Genomic DNA, 15,766 nt, shown 5'->3' with positions numbered 1-15,766 from the left:
GTGATTGTTGATAGTGAAGTTGGATTGAAAGGTGAATGTCGTGAATGAATCTCTAGAACTCCAAACCCTGCTGTTGGCCGGCGTGGGCACGGCGGCGGCCATAGCGGCTTTGCGCAAATTGAAGGCGCGTGCCGAGCTCTCGCTGGCCAAGCACCGCTCGCTGGCAGGCCATCCGCGTAATGCGCGTTTGCTGGCTTCTTTGCTGCCCAACTACAGCTACGACGAGCAGCAGGTTTTCGCCGTAGACGGCGCACCAGTCGATGTGGTGGCACGCCGCAAGGCAGCATTTGCCGCACTGGTGCAAGGTATTGCACAGCGTTACCCCAAGACCTTGGAGGCGGGCGCCTCGGTGATCGATGGCTTGTCGGACATGCAGTTCGTCAGTGCCTACCGCGTGCCTTACCAGTTCAAGTCCATGGTCAAGCAGGGCTTGAAGATCGGCTCGTTTTTGCAGTCGTCTTCCGGCGTCACCGTGACCGATCTGGACGGCAATGTGTTCATCGACCTCACCGGCTCGTATGGAGTGAACCTGATGGGCAATGACTTTTACAAGGAGTGCATTGACGAAGGTGCAGCCATCGCCCGCGACCTGGGTCCGGTGCTGGGGGCTTACCACCCGATCATGGTGGACAACGTGCAGCGCCTGCGCAAAGCCTCGGGCATGGACGAGATGTCTTTCCACATGTCCGGCACCGAAGCGGTGATGCAAGCGGTGCGCCTGGCCCGCTACCACACCGGCCGCAAGAAGCTGGTGCGCTTTTGCGGTTCCTACCATGGCTGGTGGGGTGATGTGCAGCCCGGCATCGGCAACCCGATGACGGCCAAAGATACCTTTACCTTGTCTGAAATGGGCGAGGGCACTCTGCGCGTGCTGCGTAAGCGCCGCGACATTGCCTGCATCTTGATCAACCCCTTGCAGGCCCTGCACCCCAATATGCCGGCGCCCAGCGACGGCTCTTTGCTGGACGGTTCGCGCAAAGCCGGGTTCGACAAAGCGGCCTACGCCGCGTGGCTGCAAACCCTGCGCACCATTTGCGATGAGCGCGGTATTGCGTTGATCTTTGACGAGGTGTTTGTCGGCTTCCGCCTGGCGCCCGGTGGCGCACAGGAATACTTCGGCGTGCGTGCCGATATGGTGACCTACGGTAAAACACTGGGTGGCGGGCTGCCCATCGGCGTGTTGTGCGGCAAGCGCGAATGGATGCGCCGCTTCCGCGATGAAGCACCCGCAGATATCTGCTTTGCCCGCGGCACGTTCAATTCGCACCCCTATGTGATGGGCGCCATGAATGCCTTTATGCGCAGGCTCGAAACACCCGAGGTACAAGCGCTCTACACCGATCTGGACGGTGTCTGGAACCGCCGCGCATCGCAGCTTAACCATGCCATGGAGGCGGCGGGTCTGCCGGTGCGCGTGGCCAACCTGTCGACCATTTGGACCGTGACCTACACGCAGCCCGGCTGCTACCACTGGTTGTTTCAGCACTATTTGCGTTTGCAAGGGCTGGCCTTGAGCTGGGTGGGAACCGGTCGCATGATCTTCAGCTTGAATTTCAGCGATGCGGACTTTGAGGAGGTAACCCGCCGGTTTGTGGCGGCAGGCCAGGCGATGCAGCAGGATGGTTGGTGGTGGACCGATGGCGCCCAGACGCACAAGGTCATCAAGCGCCGCATCCTGCGGGAGATGCTGGCCGCCAAGTTCTGAGCCGCAGAGGGCCGGAACCTGGCGACGGGTTCCGGTCAGGTGGGTGCGTGGTCCATATTGCCGCGGGGCTCAATGAGTTCGCCACGCATCAGGGCCAGAGGTGCCTTGTAGTAAAGCTTGATGTCGTGGAAGGGGTCGGTGATGATTTTGGTCATCCACACCAGACCGGACAACACGTCTTTGATAAAGAAGAGGTGCACGGTGCGGAAGATCAGGCCACCCACGCCCACGGCCAGCCAAAGTTCGCCGGTATGACGGGCAAAGGCTTCAAAGCCGGTGGTGGCCTCGTAGTAGCCGAACAGGGTGGGGTCGATCCAGAGCATCACAGGGGCTGCGGCCCAGATGGCCATGAGCACCACTTTGCGCTGCAGGTTGTAGCCGACCTTGATCTCTTCTTTGTATTCGTGGGTGGCCTTGTTGACCTCGTCATAGCCCCGCGGTTCAAAGAAAAAGTGGCCGGATTGGCGGGCCGTCATCGAGATCAGCCAGGCGACCAAAGCCGCCACGGCGGGGTCTTTGAAGAGCAGCGCATAGGCCACCACAAAGCTGATCGCGCTGACCAAGTGCAAAGACTGGTTGATGCGGCTGTGGTGGTAATAGCGATGGTCATCCCAGCGCTGGATTTTGAGTTGCTTAAAAAATTCCTGCATGGACGGAGTCTCCTGTAAACAGAAGATTCATGCTATCGCCGCATGATGGCAGCGGCGTGACAAGGTCCATGACAGTTGCGTGAAAGCGCAGGCTCAGTCTTTGGTGGCGTGGCGCTGCACGCAGTCAATATAGGCATTGCCGTCGGGTGGCCGGCCGGCCCGCTGGCTTTCCCAGAGCATGGTGCCCAGGCACTCCATGGTTTCGTGATGGGCCTGGTGCAAAGAGTTCCGCTTGTGGGTCAGCAGCTCCACCGCCTGCCGTATGCCCCGCGGCTGATCGATGCTGCACTGCTCGCTGATCGACAAATGCATGCTCAAGTGCAAAAAGGGGTTGGTGCGCCCTTCGGTTGCCTCATACACCGTGGCCAGCGCGGTGTCCAGGTTGGCAAAGTCTTCGCGGTACTCGGGGTGCTCGTCCATCCATTGCGACGCTATGATTTCGATAGCTTCAAGTGATTGGCCCGCCTTGGCTTTGGCGTAGGTGGAGCAGAAAAATCGACGTACGTCTTCTTGGGATGGATTGAACATGGGCTCAAGGTTAGCACGGTGAGAATTAGTCCACCCACCGGGTGGTATCTCGTTTTTCCTGGTCTGCCCGCTCTTGGGCCATTTGCTCTTCGAGTTGCTGGCGGCCTTGTTTGATGGTGGCAATCAGCTTGCTGCGGTCTTTGAAGTGAGGGCGCATTTTTTCAAACAAGGCGAGGTTGTGTTGGCGAAAGCGCATGGTGGTCTGGCGTGCCGCATGGGCGGGTTGGCCCAGCAACTGCAACACGCTGCGGGCGCTGCGCAGGCTCGACTCAAACAGCTCCCGCTCTACCAAGGTGACACCGCGTTCGCGCAGCTGGTTCCAGTGGGTGACGTCCCGGGCACGGGCCACGATGTGCAGCCCGGGGAAATGGGCCCGCACCAGATCGACCACCGCTAGCGATTGCTCCACATCATCCACAGCGACGATCAGCACTTTCGCCTGCTCCGCGCCTGAGATGCGCAGCAAATCCAGCCGGGTTGCATCGCCGTAAAACACGCGGTAGCCCAGCTTGCGGGCAACTTCGACCATTTCGGCATCATGGTCCAGCACGGTGGTGGAGATGCCTTCTGCCAACATGATCCGGCCGACAATTTGCCCGTAGCGCCCGAAGCCGGCAATGATGACAGGTGCATCCTGCTGCTCTGCGATTTCCTCAAGGGGCGTACCGCCAGAACCGGCAAAACGCGGCAGCAACAGGCGATCCACCGCAACCAGCACCAAGGGGCTCAGCAGCATGGAAACCGCGACCGCGCCAATCAGCAGCGACGCAGTCTCGGCCGGAAACACGTGGGCTCCGGCCGCGGCCTGAAACACGACAAATGCGAACTCACCCCCTTGGGCCAACAACAAGGTGAACACCGGGCGCTCGGCCAATGGGAGTTGGATATGGCGTGCCAGGGTGTAGATCACGGCGCCCTTCACCGCCAGAAAGCCGAATACGACGAGAGCCATCGCACCCGGGGATTCGCGCAGAACGCCGAAGTCGATGCTCATGCCCACCGCAATAAAAAACAGCCCGAGCAGCAGGCCCTTGAAGGGCTCAAGGTCGGTTTCCAGCTCGCGCCGGTACTCGCTGTCTGCCAGCAGCACGCCCGCCAGAAAGGCGCCCAAGGCCATGCTCAAGCCAACCAGCAGCATCAGGGCGGAAATGCCAACCACCAGCAGCAGGGCTGCGGCGGTGAAGATCTCCGGCGTGTTGGAGCGTGCAATCCAGCGAAACAGGGGGCGCAACAACAAGCGCCCACCCAAGATGATGCTGGCGATGACTGCTATTGTTTTAATAGCTGCTTGCGCATATTCAACGGGGGCTAGATCACTGTTTTGCCCTGAAGAAGCGCCGAGCAAAGGCAGTAGCGCCAGGATCGGGATGGCCGCCACATCCTGAAACAACAAAATGGAGAAGGCCGCCTGGCCGCTGGGCGTGGGGAGCTGGTTGCGCTCTTCCATTACTTGCAGGGCGATGGCGGTGCTCGACAGCGCCAAGCCGAGCGCGCCCACCAGACTCAAGCGCCAGCCCACACCACAGGCCATGGCCACGAGCATCAAAAGCGCGGTGCAGCCTAGCACTTGCATCGCGCCCCAGCCGAAGATGGATCGGCGCAGGCTCCAGAGCCGGCGCGGCTCCAGCTCCAGGCCCACCAAAAATAGCATCAGCACCACGCCGAACTCGGCAAAGTGAAGAATGTCTTCCACATTGGTGACGAGGCCTGCGCCCCAGGGGCCAATGGCGATACCTGCGGCCAGGTAGCCAATGATGGCGCCCAGCCCCAGCGCCTTGGATATCGGGACCGCGATCACTGCGGCGCTCAGGTAAATCAGGCTGTTGAGCAGCCAGGCGGGTGCGTGTTCCATCTCAGTGCTCCCCTGCAGGGCGGTCCTGCTCCGGCACTTCGCAGGCGACACAGTCCGCCAGGTCATCAAGCTCCGGCCAGTGCGGGTAGGTCTGCAGCCGTTCACGGAAGGTGCTCACGTGCTCAGCTACCAACGCTGCAGGCGCGCTATGGGCGCCATGCAGCACCATCGGCGGGAGAAAGCGCATGCCGCACAGCGCCGCGGTCTGCTCGTAGGGGGGCAAAAAGGCGTCAAAAAAGTAGCGGTTGTAGCCCTGCGGGTGGTACGACGACTCCGCCCCGCCCGTGCTGGCCACCAGCCAAAGGTCTTTGCCTTTGAGGGCGCTGGCGCCCTGTCCATACGCCCAGCCATAGCTCAGCACTTCGTCGACCCAGAGCTTGAGCAGTGCAGGCATGGAGTACCACTGGACCGGGTGCATCAGCACGACCAGTTGGGCCGCTTCGAGCTTGGCTTGCTCGGCCTGTATCTCGATGGCGTAATCGGGATAGGTTTCATACAGGTCGCACACGCTTACGCCTGCGGTGGTGGTTGCGGCGGTGTGCAGCTGGCGATTGACCCGCGAGTCGCGCCAGTTCGGGTGCGCCGCGATCACGTAAATAGGGGAAGGTTGGTTTTCATTGACCATGCCGATAACATAGCGCAGTTATTTGCAGGAGACTTTGTTTATGCCCGTGGTTGTTGTTGCGAACCCCAAAGGCGGGGTGGGGAAGTCCACGCTGTCCACCCAAATTGCCGGGTTTTTCGCGTCCCAAGGGCACGCCGTCATGCTGGGAGATGCCGATCGTCAGCAATCCTCGCAGCTCTGGTTGAGTTTGCGCCCGGCCGCGGCCAAGCCGATTACCGGTTGGGCCCTGAGCGACGATGGCGTTGCCAAGCCGCCCAAAGGCACCAGCCATGTGGTGCTGGATACCCCCGCCGGCTTGCACGGCAAGCGCTTGAAAGAAATTTTGAAGATCGCGACCCATGTGGTCGTGCCCTTGCAGCCCAGTATTTTTGACATTTTTGCGACCAAGCCTTTCTTGGATGAGCTGGCTGCCAGCTCGCGCGCCGACAAATTCAAGGTGGGCATTGTCGGGATGCGGGTCGACGAGCGCACACTGGCTGCCGAGCAGCTCCAGCACTTTGTCACCGGCTTGGGCTTGCCGGTGCTGGGTTCGGTGCGCGATACCCAGAACTACATCCAGACGACAGCGCGAGGGCTCACCATATTTGACGTAGCGCCAGGCAAGGTCGAGCGCGACTTGCAGCAGTGGCAACCGATTTGCGACTGGTTGAGTACCTGACCCGCTGTCACCCGGGCTACATGCGCCCCGACCACCATTGGCTAGAGTTTGCGCATGAAAATCTTTGACACACTGGCGGAGTTGTCCGCCCAAGTCGGCACCACGGTCGCAGTTAGCGACTGGCTCACTATCAACCAGTCTCAGATTGATTTGTTTGCCCAAGCGACGGGAGACCACCAGTGGATCCATGTGGACCCGGTGCGCGCGGCCCAGGGGCCTTTTGGCACCCCGATCGGGCACGGCTTTTTGACCTTGTCTTTGATTCCCCGGTTTATGGAGTCCAGCTTGGCAGTGACCGAGGCCCGCATGGGGGTCAATTACGGGCTCAACAAGGTCCGCTTTGTGTCACCGGTGCCGGTGAACAGCCGGCTGCGTGCCCATTTGAAGCTGCTGTCGGCAGAGCCGATTGATAACGGGGGTGTCCAGCAAAGCTGGGAAGTCACGATCGAGCGCGAAGGGGCTACCAAGCCTGCTTGTGTGGCAGAGGCCTTGGTCCGCCAGTACCCCTGAGCCACCCCGTGAGGGGGCGCCGTCCGGCGTCAGCTGCCGAAACCGTTTTGGCGCCAAGCCTCGAACACGGTGACCGCGACCGCATTCGACAGGTTGAGGCTGCGTTGCTCCGGCCGCATGGGCAAGCGCAAACTGCGCTCGGGGCTGAATGAAGTCCGCACAAAGTCGGAAATTCCCTTGGTTTCTGAGCCGAAGACCAGCCAATCCCCCGCTTGAAACGCGACCTCAAAGGGGCTGCGTGTTCCTCGGGTGGTGAGCGTAAAGAGGCGCTCAGGATCAGGTTTCTCATCCTCCAGAAACTGCTGCCAGCTGGCATGCCGCTTGAGTTGAGCGTACTCATGGTAGTCCAGGCCTGCGCGCCGCATGTGCTTGTCGTCCATCGAAAAGCCCAATGGTTCCACTAAATGCAATTGGCAGCCGGTGTTGGCCGCCAGCCGGATCACGTTGCCGGTGTTGGGCGGAATTTCTGGTTCAACTAAAACAATATGAAACATGCCCTGATTGTCTACGCTCCGGCATCCGCCCGGGCTGTGCGCGCAAACACCAATGCTGTGATGTGCTGAGCGCCGGCACGCTGCAAGACGATGCTTGCGGCGGCCATGGTGGCGCCACTGGTCATGACGTCGTCCACCAATATGATGTTTTGGCCTTGCAAGCGCGCGCCGCTGTGCGGTTCCATCGCAAAAGCGTGCTGCAGGTTGTGTTGCCGCTCTTCGCGTGACAGCCCACTTTGCGGCGGGGTGTGATAAAGGCGCAATAGCCAATCCTCCCGCACTTTGGCAGGGCTCAGGTGGCGGGCTATTAGCGCGGATTGGTTAAAGCCCCGCTCCAGCAGCCGTTCCCGGGCCAATGGCATCGGGATGACCCAGTCAGCCGCTTCCAAAGCGGGCTCTACCCAAGGCGCACTCCGCATGACGGTGGCGAAGTGGCGCGCCCAAGCCGGGTTGCCTTGGAACTTGAAGTTCGCAATCAGCCGGTCCCAGGGGTAGCCATAGTCCACGGCCGCAAGTGCTGCATTCCATACGGGCGGTGTGTCAGTGCAGGCTCTACAGCTGATGCAAGGTAGTCGGGATGGCGAGCGCGCATACCGCGCAGCGGTGTACCGGCTGGGCAAATGCGTGCACACAGTCTTCGCACACCGGGTGCGAGGGCCATACTCTGCAAACCCGGCATACGCTGGGTACTTGGCGGCTTAACCCTTGGAGCAAGGCGCTGAACATGGGGCCAATATACTCGCGGACCGACGATTTTCCTGGCCATGACTGATCACAAGCCCCCCACCATAGACCCGGTTGCCGCAGCCCGTTGGGCGCACGCGCCGGTGGAGTCCGCCCCTTGGCTGCATGAGGAGATCGCCCGCCGCATGGAGGACCGGTTGCAGTGGATCGTGCAAAAACCGGCAACGTGGTTGGATTGGGAGCCCTCGCGGGGCGGCTATGAAGGGCATTTGCTGGTGCAAAAGCGCTATCCCAAAGCACAAAGTTACGTGTGCGAAAGCACCTCTGCCAGGCAACTGCATTCGCGGAAGATCCTTACACCGGCGTGGTGGAGTCCCGGGCGGTGGACGGGCGCCACGCCCCGGTTTGAAAAAGCGGCAAATCCGGTGCAAATGTTGTGGGCCAATATGGCGCTGCACATGGCCGCGGACCCACAGGCGTTGATCCGCGAGTGGCACTCCAACTTGGCTGTCGACGGGTTTGTGATGTTTTCTTGCTTCGGCCCCGATACCTTGCGGGAGTTGCGTCGTGTTTTTGACGTGGCGGGTTGGCCGCAGCCGCATCACCAGTTCACTGACATGCACGACTGGGGTGACATGCTGGTGCATGCCGGCTTTGCGGAGCCTGTGATGGACATGGAGCGCATTACCCTGAGCCACTCGTCAGCGGAGCGTCTATTGGAAGAGTTGCGTGGTTTGGGGCGTAATTTGCACACGAACCGCTTTGCCGGCACCAGAACCAAAGCGTGGCGCAAAGAATTGTTGGAGCGCCTCACCCGCGAGCTGGGCGCAGAGGATGGCCGCTTGACGATCACTTTTGAAGTGGTTTACGGACATGCCTTCAAGCCCAAGCCGCGTTTGAAGGTCACACCAGAGACGCGTGTTTCCTTGGGTGACATGCGCGCCGCCCTGAAAAACTAGGCAAAACCCCTACGGATTCCCCTTTGCGTGGCGCCGGGCTGACGCCTGTCAAGTTCGTTACTGTCATACAATGTTAGGAACGAGGTGATGGCATATTCCCCCTCCAGTTTGAACTGAGTATTTATCGACCCAGTTCATTTCGGGTGACACGCATGACGAATCCGGGTTTTCGCTTTGCGACAGTTGAAGGGCAACAGGTCCACTGGCTTCTCCGGCGGAATTGTTCCGTAACGCCCCTGCAGTTGGTATGGACTTATGTGGCGCTATGCGTGGTTTCCATCGGGATCGGGCTTTTCTTCTGGTTCCAAGGTGCTACGTTGGTGATTCCATTCGCCTCCTTGGAGTTGATCGCAGTCGGGCTGGCCTTTTACGTGTACGCGAGGCATTCGACCGACGGAGAGCACATTGCATTGCTGGACAACCGGCTCGTTGTTGAGCTGGAGTGTGGCGGTAAGCTGGAAAAAGCAGAGTTTCAAAGAGGCTGGGTGAGAGTTGAGCCGCGCGCAAGTGATACTTCGCTGATTGAGCTGTCAGAGCGTGGGCGAACCATTCAGGTCGGGCGGTACATACGCCCGGAGTTGCGACCGCAACTGGCTAGAGAGATTCGTTCGGCTTTGCGTGCTGCCTGAGGGCAGGCGTGAATCCGGTGCGGTGAATTATTTTGGGGCATCTAAAAGTGAACGAGATGAAGAACACAACGAACAAACTGGCTTCAATGCTGTGGACTGCCGGTGCTTTTGCCGGGACATCCCTCTTGACGCAAGCGCATGCTGTGAATGATTTGCCGGGCGGCCCAGCTGTGAATCAGCTGAATCTCGCACCTGCAGTCACCAAAATTGCCCAAGAGCAGCAATGGCTTCACTGGTTCATGTTGATCGTGTGTTCCGTGATCTTTGTGGCGGTTTTTGCCGTCATGTTCTATTCCATCTGGAAGCACCGCAAGTCGGTGGGTTACAAACCCGCGACCTTCCATGAGTCGGTCACAGTTGAAATCATCTGGACGATCGTTCCCTTCGTCATTGTGATTTTGATGGCGCTACCTGCTACCAAAGTGGTGGTCGCCATGAAAGACACCACCAATGCTGACTTGACGATCAAGGCGACAGGCATGCAATGGAAATGGGGCTACGACTACATCAAGGGCGAGGGCGAGGGCATCGGTTTCGTATCTACCTTGGACAGCGACCAGCGCGCCTTGTCAGATGCTGGTGGCCCCAAGAAAGGCGAGTCCATCGACAACTATTTGTTGAAAGTGGATAACCCATTGGTGGTTCCCGTGGACAAGAAGGTCCGCATCATCACTACGGCCAATGACGTGATCCACGCCTTCATGGTCCCTGCATTCGGTATAAAGCAAGACGCGATCCCTGGGTTTGTGCGTGACACTTGGTTCCGTGCTGAGAAAACTGGCGACTTCTATGGTCAGTGCGCTGAGCTGTGCGGAAAAGAGCACGCCTACATGCCCATCCATGTGAAGGTGCTCTCTGCAGAAGACTACTCCGCTTGGGTGGCCGGCGAGAAGAAAAAGCTTGCTGCCAAAGCAGACGATCCATCTAAAGTCTGGGCTCTGGATGACATCTCCAAGCGCGGTGAAAAGGTTTATGCCCAGAACTGTGCAGCCTGCCACCAAGCTAATGGCAAGGGCGCTGGACCCATTAAGGCGTTGGACGGCGCTGCCGTGGTGCTCGACGCTGACAAGAGCAAACAAATCGCTATTTTGTTGAATGGTCAAAACAACGGCTCAATGCCCGCATGGAAAACATTGAGCGACACAGACATCGCTGCTGTGATCACTTACACGAAGAACAACTGGTCTAACAAAACCGGTCAGGTTGTGCAGCCCGCCGAAGTGCTGGCTTTGCGCAAATAAAGTCTTCAGGCAGAACGTAGAAATTTGAGAAGGACCTCACCATGAGCGCCGTACTAGACCACCACGATCACGCCCACGACGATCATCACCATGCCCCTACGGGTTGGCAGCGTTGGGTGTTTGCGACTAACCATAAAGACATCGGTACTTTGTACCTGTTGTTCAGCTTTACGATGTTGATCATCGGCGGCGTGCTAGCTTTGCTGATTCGCGCTGAGTTGTTCCAACCCGGCTTGCAGCTGGTCAATCCCGAGTTGTTCAACTCGTTGACAACGATGCACGGCTTGATCATGGTGTTCGGCGCCATCATGCCGGGCTTTGTGGGTTTCGCGAACTGGATGATCCCGCTGCAAATCGGTGCATCCGACATGGCCTTTGCTCGCATGAACAACTTCAGCTTCTGGCTGATGATCCCTGCCGCGCTGATGCTGGTGTCTTCGTTCTTCATGCCTGGTGGCGCACCTGCTGCTGGCTGGACTTTGTACGCGCCTTTGACCCTGCAAATGGGTCCTTCGATGGATGCCGGCATTTTTGCAATGCACATCCTGGGCGCTTCGTCCATCATGGGGTCGATCAACATCATCGTCACCATTTTGAACATGCGCGCTCCCGGCATGACCCTGATGAAGATGCCAATGTTCTGCTGGACATGGTTGATCACTGCCTACTTGCTGATCGCTGTAATGCCAGTGCTGGCTGGCGCCATCACCATGACACTGACAGACCGTCATTTTGGTACGAGCTTCTTCAATCCCGCCGGTGGTGGTGACCCAGTGATGTACCAGCATATTTTCTGGTTCTTTGGTCACCCTGAGGTGTACATCATGATCTTGCCGGCCTTCGGCATCGTGAGTCAGATCGTTCCTGCATTTGCCCGCAAGAAGCTGTTTGGTTACGCCTCCATGGTGTACGCCACTTCTTCCATTGCAATCTTGTCTTTCATCGTGTGGGCTCACCACATGTTCACAACCGGCATGCCAGTTACGGGTCAGCTGTTTTTCATGTATGCGACCATGCTGATCGCCGTCCCTACTGCTGTGAAGATCTTCAACTGGATCGCCACCATGTGGCAGGGTTCGATGACCTTCGAAACTCCCATGTTGTTTGCAGTGGGCTTCATTTTCGTGTTCACCATGGGCGGATTCACTGGCCTGATTTTGGCCATGGCGCCCATCGATATCCAATTGCAAGACACGTACTACGTGGTGGCTCACTTCCACTATGTGTTGGTGGCGGGCTCTTTGTATGCGATGTTTGCCGGCTTCTATTACTGGGCACCTAAGTGGACCGGTGTGATGATCCCTGAGTGGAAAGGCCGTTTGCACTTCTGGTGGTCGCTGATCGCGTTTAACGTGACTTTCTTCCCGATGCACTTCTTGGGTCTGGCGGGTATGCCACGCCGCTATGCGGACTACCCGATGCAGTTCGCTGACTTCAACATGATTGCGTCCATTGGCTCTTTTGCCTTCGGTTTGGCGCAGGTGTATTTCTTCTTTGGTGTGGTCTTGCCTGCCATGTTGGGCAAAGGTGAAAAAGCGCCCCAGAAACCTTGGGAAGCTGCCGAAGGTCTGGAGTGGGAAGTGCCTTCTCCTGCTCCATTCCACACTTTTGAAAACCCACCCAAATTGGACGCTACTGCGACCAAGGTGATCGGCTAATGTCTGAGCCTACTAATCAGAAGAAGGCGAACGCACGATTGGGGCTGATTCTGGCCTCGGTGGCGGCCGTCTTCTTCCTCGGGTTCATGGCCAAAATGATTTTGTTGGGGAAGTAGCATGGCCAATGTCCGCGCAAACCGGAAAATGATGGGCAAGCTGGCGGTGATCACCGTCAGTATGTTCGCCTTCGGTTATGCGTTGGTGCCTTTGTATCAAGCCATTTGTGAGATGACCGGGATCAATATCTTGGCCCTCGGTGAACAAGTGATCATGGGTAAAAAGGCCCCGCCGGTGAATTCACAGGTGGACACCTCCAGGAGCATCACCGTCGAGTTCGACGCCAACTCCCGTGGGCCCTGGGAGTTTCGCCCGGCTCAGCGATCCATGGTCGTTCACCCCGGCGAAATGACCACCGTGGTTTATGAGTTCCAGAACGTGCAAAACCGCCGGATGTCAGCGCAAGCTATTCCCAGCTACGCACCGATGCAAGCCTCTGCGCACTTCAACAAGCTGGAGTGCTTCTGTTTCAGCCAGTACACCTTGGAGCCGGGCGAGAAGAAATCGTGGCCTGTGGTCTTCGTCATTGATCCCAAACTGTCGAAAGACGTGACGACGATTACTTTGTCGTATACCTTTTTTGAAGTCGGTGGAAAGACGCCCCCGGCACCCGTGGCGGTGGTGAAGCCCTCGCTTGATGAGTCTGCAGGTTCTTGATGGCACAAGAAGCCACATCAGGGAAGGTGTCGTTTCTGACCAGTGTGAAGCTGGTGGCTTGGTCTTTTTTGGGGATTCGCAGTAGCAAAGGCTATCGGGATGATCTGTCCAAGGTGAACCCTTTGCATGTGGTGCTGGTGGGTTTGATAGCCGCCGTGCTTTTGGTGGTAGGGCTGATCAGTCTAGCGAAGTGGGTGGTGGGCGCTTAAGCGTGCACCACCTCAGTGTAAAGATTCGGATTTGAGAAGAAATGGAGAAGAAATGAGCTCAGCGACACACGGCACAACGCCTTATTACTTTGTGCCCGGCCCCTCCCGTCACCCTGTGATGGCGTCGGCCGGTTTGTTCTTCGTGATTCTCGGCGCTGGTCAGTGGATCAACGGTTCTGCCTGGGGCAAATACTCTTTGATGCTGGGTATGGTCTGGTGGCTGTTCGTTTTGTATCAATGGTTCCGTGATGCCGTGATGGAGAGTGAAGGCGGCCAATATGGCCGGAAGATCGACATCTCCTACCGCTGGAGTATGAGCTGGTTCATTTTTTCCGAAGTCATGTTCTTCGGCGCCTTCTTTACTGCGCTCTGGTGGGCACGTTCACATTCGGTGCCTGCGCTCGGTAGCTTGGAAAATTCCTTGCTCTGGCCCGATTTCAAGGCTGTTTGGCCCAGTGTCGCTGCCGGCATGACAGCTTCCCCCGGCGGCATCGTCGAGCCCTTTACCACCATGGGTCCTTTCTGGCTCCCCACGATCAACACGGCACTGTTGTTGACATCGGGTGTCACTTTGACGATCGCTCACCACGCCTTGATTGACGGTAATCGGTCAAAGACGATCGCCTTCATGTGGGCCACTGTTTTGTTGGGTGTAACCTTCTTGTTCGTTCAAGGCTACGAGTATTACCACGCTTACACCGCTTACAACTTGAAGCTGAATTCTGGGGTGTTCGGTTCGACCTTCTACATGCTGACCGGTTTCCACGGTTTCCACGTGCTGGTGGGTATGTTGATGTTGCTGTTCATCACACTGCGTCTACAAAAGGGCCACTTCACCCCCGAGCGCCACTTCGGCTTCGAAGGCGCAGCCTGGTACTGGCACTTCGTGGACGTGGTCTGGTTGGGGCTCTACGTGCTGGTTTACTGGTTCTGATCGTGCACACCAACAAAAAAGGCACCCTCGGGTGCCTTTTTTGTTTCAGTCACAATCAGCGGCCTTCAGGAATACCTGTCGGATGGATGTAGCCCAATTTCCAAGCCACCAAAATACAAAGAAATAAGAATACGGATACACCGACACGCAAGCCCAAGGCGCGGGCCATGTTTTTCGATTTTGCGTGCTGGGAATTTCCGCCGCGCAACATGAAATAGAGGGCGGCTCCCAGGCTACCCAGAATTGCAACAAAGGCCAAGATTGCGAGATAGGTCATGAAAGGCATTATTACGTGAATAGGAATACGCGCTGGTGGACGATGGCAATAGCCGCTTTTCTGTCTGCTGCGCTGACACTATCGCTTGGCTTTTGGCAGTTGCGTCGTGCCGCCGAGAAGCAGGATTTTGTCCGTGCAATGCAAGTCGCCCAAAACGCAGCCCCCTTGGTCGGTGACGATTGGATCAAGGACAAAGACCCCTCGTCGGTATTGCATCGACCGGTTCAGCTGCGTGGGCAATGGATCGCTGACCGCACCGTTTTTTTAGATAACCGGCAGATGAACGCCAAGGTCGGGTTCTATGTCCTTACGCCTTTGCGTATCCAGAACACCGACACTGTGGTTATGGTCCAGCGTGGCTGGGTCCCGCGTAATTTTGTGGATCGCAGCCAACTCCCGGTGGTCGAGTCGCCTATGGGGTCGGTGGATGTCACCGGTCGAATTGCCTTGCCGCCATCCAAGCTTTATGAGATGGGCGACCCAAGCGTTGGGGCGATACGGCAAAATCTGGACTTGCCGCAATTTCGCCTGGAGACCGGGCTCGCACTTGCGACCCATGTGACGGTAGTTCAAACCGGACCAGCCTCTGAGGGGCTCTTGCGGGATTGGCCTGTCGTCAACGCCGGGGTCGAAAAACACCATGGTTATGCAGCGCAGTGGTTTGCACTCACCGTGCTGATTGTCGGACTGTTTGCCTGGTTTCAATTGCGACGACGCACTTCACTACCCAAGGATCCTGATTTCCATGTCTAGCCCGCAGATTCCTGATGACCGCCCGCTGGGACTGACCGTTCACTCCTTGCCAGAGCCTTCCGGCGAGCTCCAGACCCGTGCAGTCAATACGCGTGCCGGGCGCTGGCGCATGTTGGCTGTCATGTTGGTATGTGCCGCGCCAGTGATTGCCTCGTATTTCACTTACTACGTCATCCGGCCCGAAGGGCGTCGCAATTTCGGTGAGTTGATTCAACCGCAGCGACCTTTGCCGGCTGTTGCTGCTGCCAACTTGCAAGGTGCTCCGGTGCAACTTCCGGCGCTCAAGGGGCAGTGGCTCTTTGTGAGTGTGGCCAGCGGTGCGTGTGAGTCCGCATGCCAACAGCATCTCTACCTGCAACGCCAACTGCGCGAGGGTCTGGGGAAAGAGAAAGACCGCCTCGATTGGGTCTGGCTGGTGAAGGATGAGGTGCCGGTATCTGCCGAGTTGCAGCCTGCACTAAAAGACGCCACCGTACTTCGGGTGCCCGGGGAGGCATTGGCCCAGTGGCTGCAGGCAGAGCCGGGCCGCCAGCTGGAAGATCATTTGTATCTGGTGGACCCTTTAGGCAACTGGATGATGCGTTTCCCTGCGGGCTTGAACGCGGAAACAGCCCTCAAGGTCAAGCGTGATTTAGACCGTTTGATGCGCGCAGCCCAGTTCTGGGATCGTGCAGGGCGCGAATAGG

At 58.0% G+C, this 15,766-nt stretch carries 20 protein-coding genes; 13 read left to right on the top strand and 7 right to left on the bottom strand.

The window, feature by feature from the left end:
- Positions 1-40: 40 nt before the first annotated feature.
- Entirely contained in the window at positions 41-1,705 is a 1,665-nt protein-coding gene (locus RAE21_RS12500) for an aminotransferase class III-fold pyridoxal phosphate-dependent enzyme (RefSeq protein WP_313881632.1), read from the top strand.
- A gap of 35 nt (positions 1,706-1,740) precedes the next feature.
- Here RAE21_RS12500 and RAE21_RS12495 read toward each other — a convergent pair whose 3' ends face one another.
- The 4 genes from RAE21_RS12495 to kefF all read right to left on the bottom strand — a co-directional run bounded on the left by RAE21_RS12495 (position 1,741) and on the right by kefF (position 5,360).
- A complete protein-coding gene (locus tag RAE21_RS12495; protein WP_313881631.1) occupies positions 1,741-2,355 on the bottom strand; it encodes a hypothetical protein in 615 nt (204 codons plus the stop codon).
- Positions 2,356-2,448: 93 nt separating this feature from the next.
- Complete coding sequence (locus RAE21_RS12490; protein WP_313875171.1) at positions 2,449-2,883, bottom strand: DUF1841 family protein; 435 nt, start codon at positions 2,881-2,883, stop codon at positions 2,449-2,451.
- A gap of 25 nt (positions 2,884-2,908) precedes the next feature.
- On the bottom strand, positions 2,909-4,735 hold the full coding sequence (kefC, locus tag RAE21_RS12485; RefSeq protein WP_313881630.1) for a glutathione-regulated potassium-efflux system protein KefC: 1,827 nt from the start codon (positions 4,733-4,735) through the stop codon (positions 2,909-2,911).
- 1 nt (position 4,736) lies between these two features.
- Positions 4,737-5,360 carry a glutathione-regulated potassium-efflux system oxidoreductase KefF gene (gene kefF, locus RAE21_RS12480; protein ID WP_313881629.1) on the bottom strand — a complete coding sequence of 208 codons (624 nt, stop codon included), beginning with the start codon at positions 5,358-5,360 and terminating at the stop codon, positions 4,737-4,739.
- Between the two features lie 40 nt (positions 5,361-5,400).
- Between kefF and RAE21_RS12475 the strand changes: the two genes are divergently transcribed.
- Positions 5,401-6,018, top strand: coding sequence for a ParA family protein (locus tag RAE21_RS12475; protein WP_313881628.1), 618 nt, complete (start codon positions 5,401-5,403; stop codon positions 6,016-6,018).
- Between the two features lie 54 nt (positions 6,019-6,072).
- Positions 6,073-6,528 (top strand): MaoC family dehydratase, encoded by a 456-nt coding sequence (locus RAE21_RS12470; protein ID WP_313881627.1) that lies wholly within the window; start codon positions 6,073-6,075, stop codon positions 6,526-6,528.
- Between the two features lie 29 nt (positions 6,529-6,557).
- On the opposite strand, the gene trmL is transcribed toward RAE21_RS12470, so the two are convergent.
- Positions 6,558-7,022, bottom strand: a complete 465-nt coding sequence (gene trmL, locus RAE21_RS12465) for a tRNA (uridine(34)/cytosine(34)/5-carboxymethylaminomethyluridine(34)-2'-O)-methyltransferase TrmL (protein WP_313875176.1) — start codon at positions 7,020-7,022, stop codon at positions 6,558-6,560.
- A gap of 11 nt (positions 7,023-7,033) precedes the next feature.
- The gene (locus RAE21_RS12460; RefSeq protein WP_313881626.1) at positions 7,034-7,528 is read right to left on the bottom strand and encodes a ComF family protein; all 495 of its coding nucleotides are present in this window, start codon (positions 7,526-7,528) and stop codon (positions 7,034-7,036) included.
- Between the two features lie 258 nt (positions 7,529-7,786).
- On the opposite strand from RAE21_RS12460, the gene RAE21_RS12455 reads away from it, so the two are divergent.
- The 8 genes from RAE21_RS12455 (at position 7,787) to RAE21_RS12420 (ending at position 14,050) form a co-directional block, all read left to right on the top strand.
- Complete coding sequence (locus tag RAE21_RS12455; protein ID WP_313881625.1) at positions 7,787-8,665, top strand: methyltransferase domain-containing protein; 879 nt, start codon at positions 7,787-7,789, stop codon at positions 8,663-8,665.
- A gap of 152 nt (positions 8,666-8,817) precedes the next feature.
- Positions 8,818-9,294 carry a DUF2244 domain-containing protein gene (locus RAE21_RS12450; RefSeq protein ID WP_313875179.1) on the top strand — a complete coding sequence of 159 codons (477 nt, stop codon included), beginning with the start codon at positions 8,818-8,820 and terminating at the stop codon, positions 9,292-9,294.
- A gap of 56 nt (positions 9,295-9,350) precedes the next feature.
- Positions 9,351-10,535, top strand: a complete 1,185-nt coding sequence (gene coxB / locus RAE21_RS12445) for a cytochrome c oxidase subunit II (protein ID WP_313881624.1) — start codon at positions 9,351-9,353, stop codon at positions 10,533-10,535.
- A 41-nt stretch (positions 10,536-10,576) separates the two neighbouring features.
- The gene (ctaD, locus tag RAE21_RS12440) at positions 10,577-12,193 is read left to right on the top strand and encodes a cytochrome c oxidase subunit I (RefSeq protein ID WP_313881623.1); all 1,617 of its coding nucleotides are present in this window, start codon (positions 10,577-10,579) and stop codon (positions 12,191-12,193) included.
- Positions 12,193-12,309, top strand: a complete 117-nt coding sequence (locus tag RAE21_RS12435) for a cytochrome oxidase small assembly protein (protein WP_313875182.1) — start codon at positions 12,193-12,195, stop codon at positions 12,307-12,309. The genes ctaD and RAE21_RS12435 overlap by 1 nt, the downstream gene beginning before the upstream one ends.
- 1 nt (position 12,310) lies before the next feature.
- The gene (locus RAE21_RS12430; RefSeq protein ID WP_313875183.1) at positions 12,311-12,907 is read left to right on the top strand and encodes a cytochrome c oxidase assembly protein; all 597 of its coding nucleotides are present in this window, start codon (positions 12,311-12,313) and stop codon (positions 12,905-12,907) included.
- Entirely contained in the window at positions 12,907-13,116 is a 210-nt protein-coding gene (locus RAE21_RS12425) for a DUF2970 domain-containing protein (protein ID WP_313881622.1), read from the top strand. The genes RAE21_RS12430 and RAE21_RS12425 overlap by 1 nt, the downstream gene beginning before the upstream one ends.
- Positions 13,117-13,168: 52 nt before the next feature.
- The gene (locus RAE21_RS12420; protein ID WP_313881621.1) at positions 13,169-14,050 is read left to right on the top strand and encodes a cytochrome c oxidase subunit 3; all 882 of its coding nucleotides are present in this window, start codon (positions 13,169-13,171) and stop codon (positions 14,048-14,050) included.
- A gap of 55 nt (positions 14,051-14,105) precedes the next feature.
- Here RAE21_RS12420 and RAE21_RS12415 read toward each other — a convergent pair whose 3' ends face one another.
- A complete protein-coding gene (locus RAE21_RS12415; RefSeq protein WP_313875186.1) occupies positions 14,106-14,327 on the bottom strand; it encodes a twin transmembrane helix small protein in 222 nt (73 codons plus the stop codon).
- Positions 14,328-14,369: 42 nt separating this feature from the next.
- Here RAE21_RS12415 and RAE21_RS12410 point away from each other — a divergent pair, with 42 nt between their 5' ends.
- Positions 14,370-15,080, top strand: coding sequence for an SURF1 family protein (locus RAE21_RS12410; protein WP_313881620.1), 711 nt, complete (start codon positions 14,370-14,372; stop codon positions 15,078-15,080).
- The gene (locus tag RAE21_RS12405; RefSeq protein WP_313881619.1) at positions 15,073-15,765 is read left to right on the top strand and encodes a hypothetical protein; all 693 of its coding nucleotides are present in this window, start codon (positions 15,073-15,075) and stop codon (positions 15,763-15,765) included. Before RAE21_RS12410 ends, RAE21_RS12405 begins: the two co-directional genes overlap by 8 nt.
- Position 15,766: the final 1 nt, after the last annotated feature.

Source organism: Rhodoferax potami (assembly GCF_032193765.1).
Classification (GTDB): Bacteria; Pseudomonadota; Gammaproteobacteria; order Burkholderiales; family Burkholderiaceae_C; genus Allorhodoferax; species Allorhodoferax potami.
This window is presented reverse-complemented; position numbering and strand designations above follow the sequence as displayed.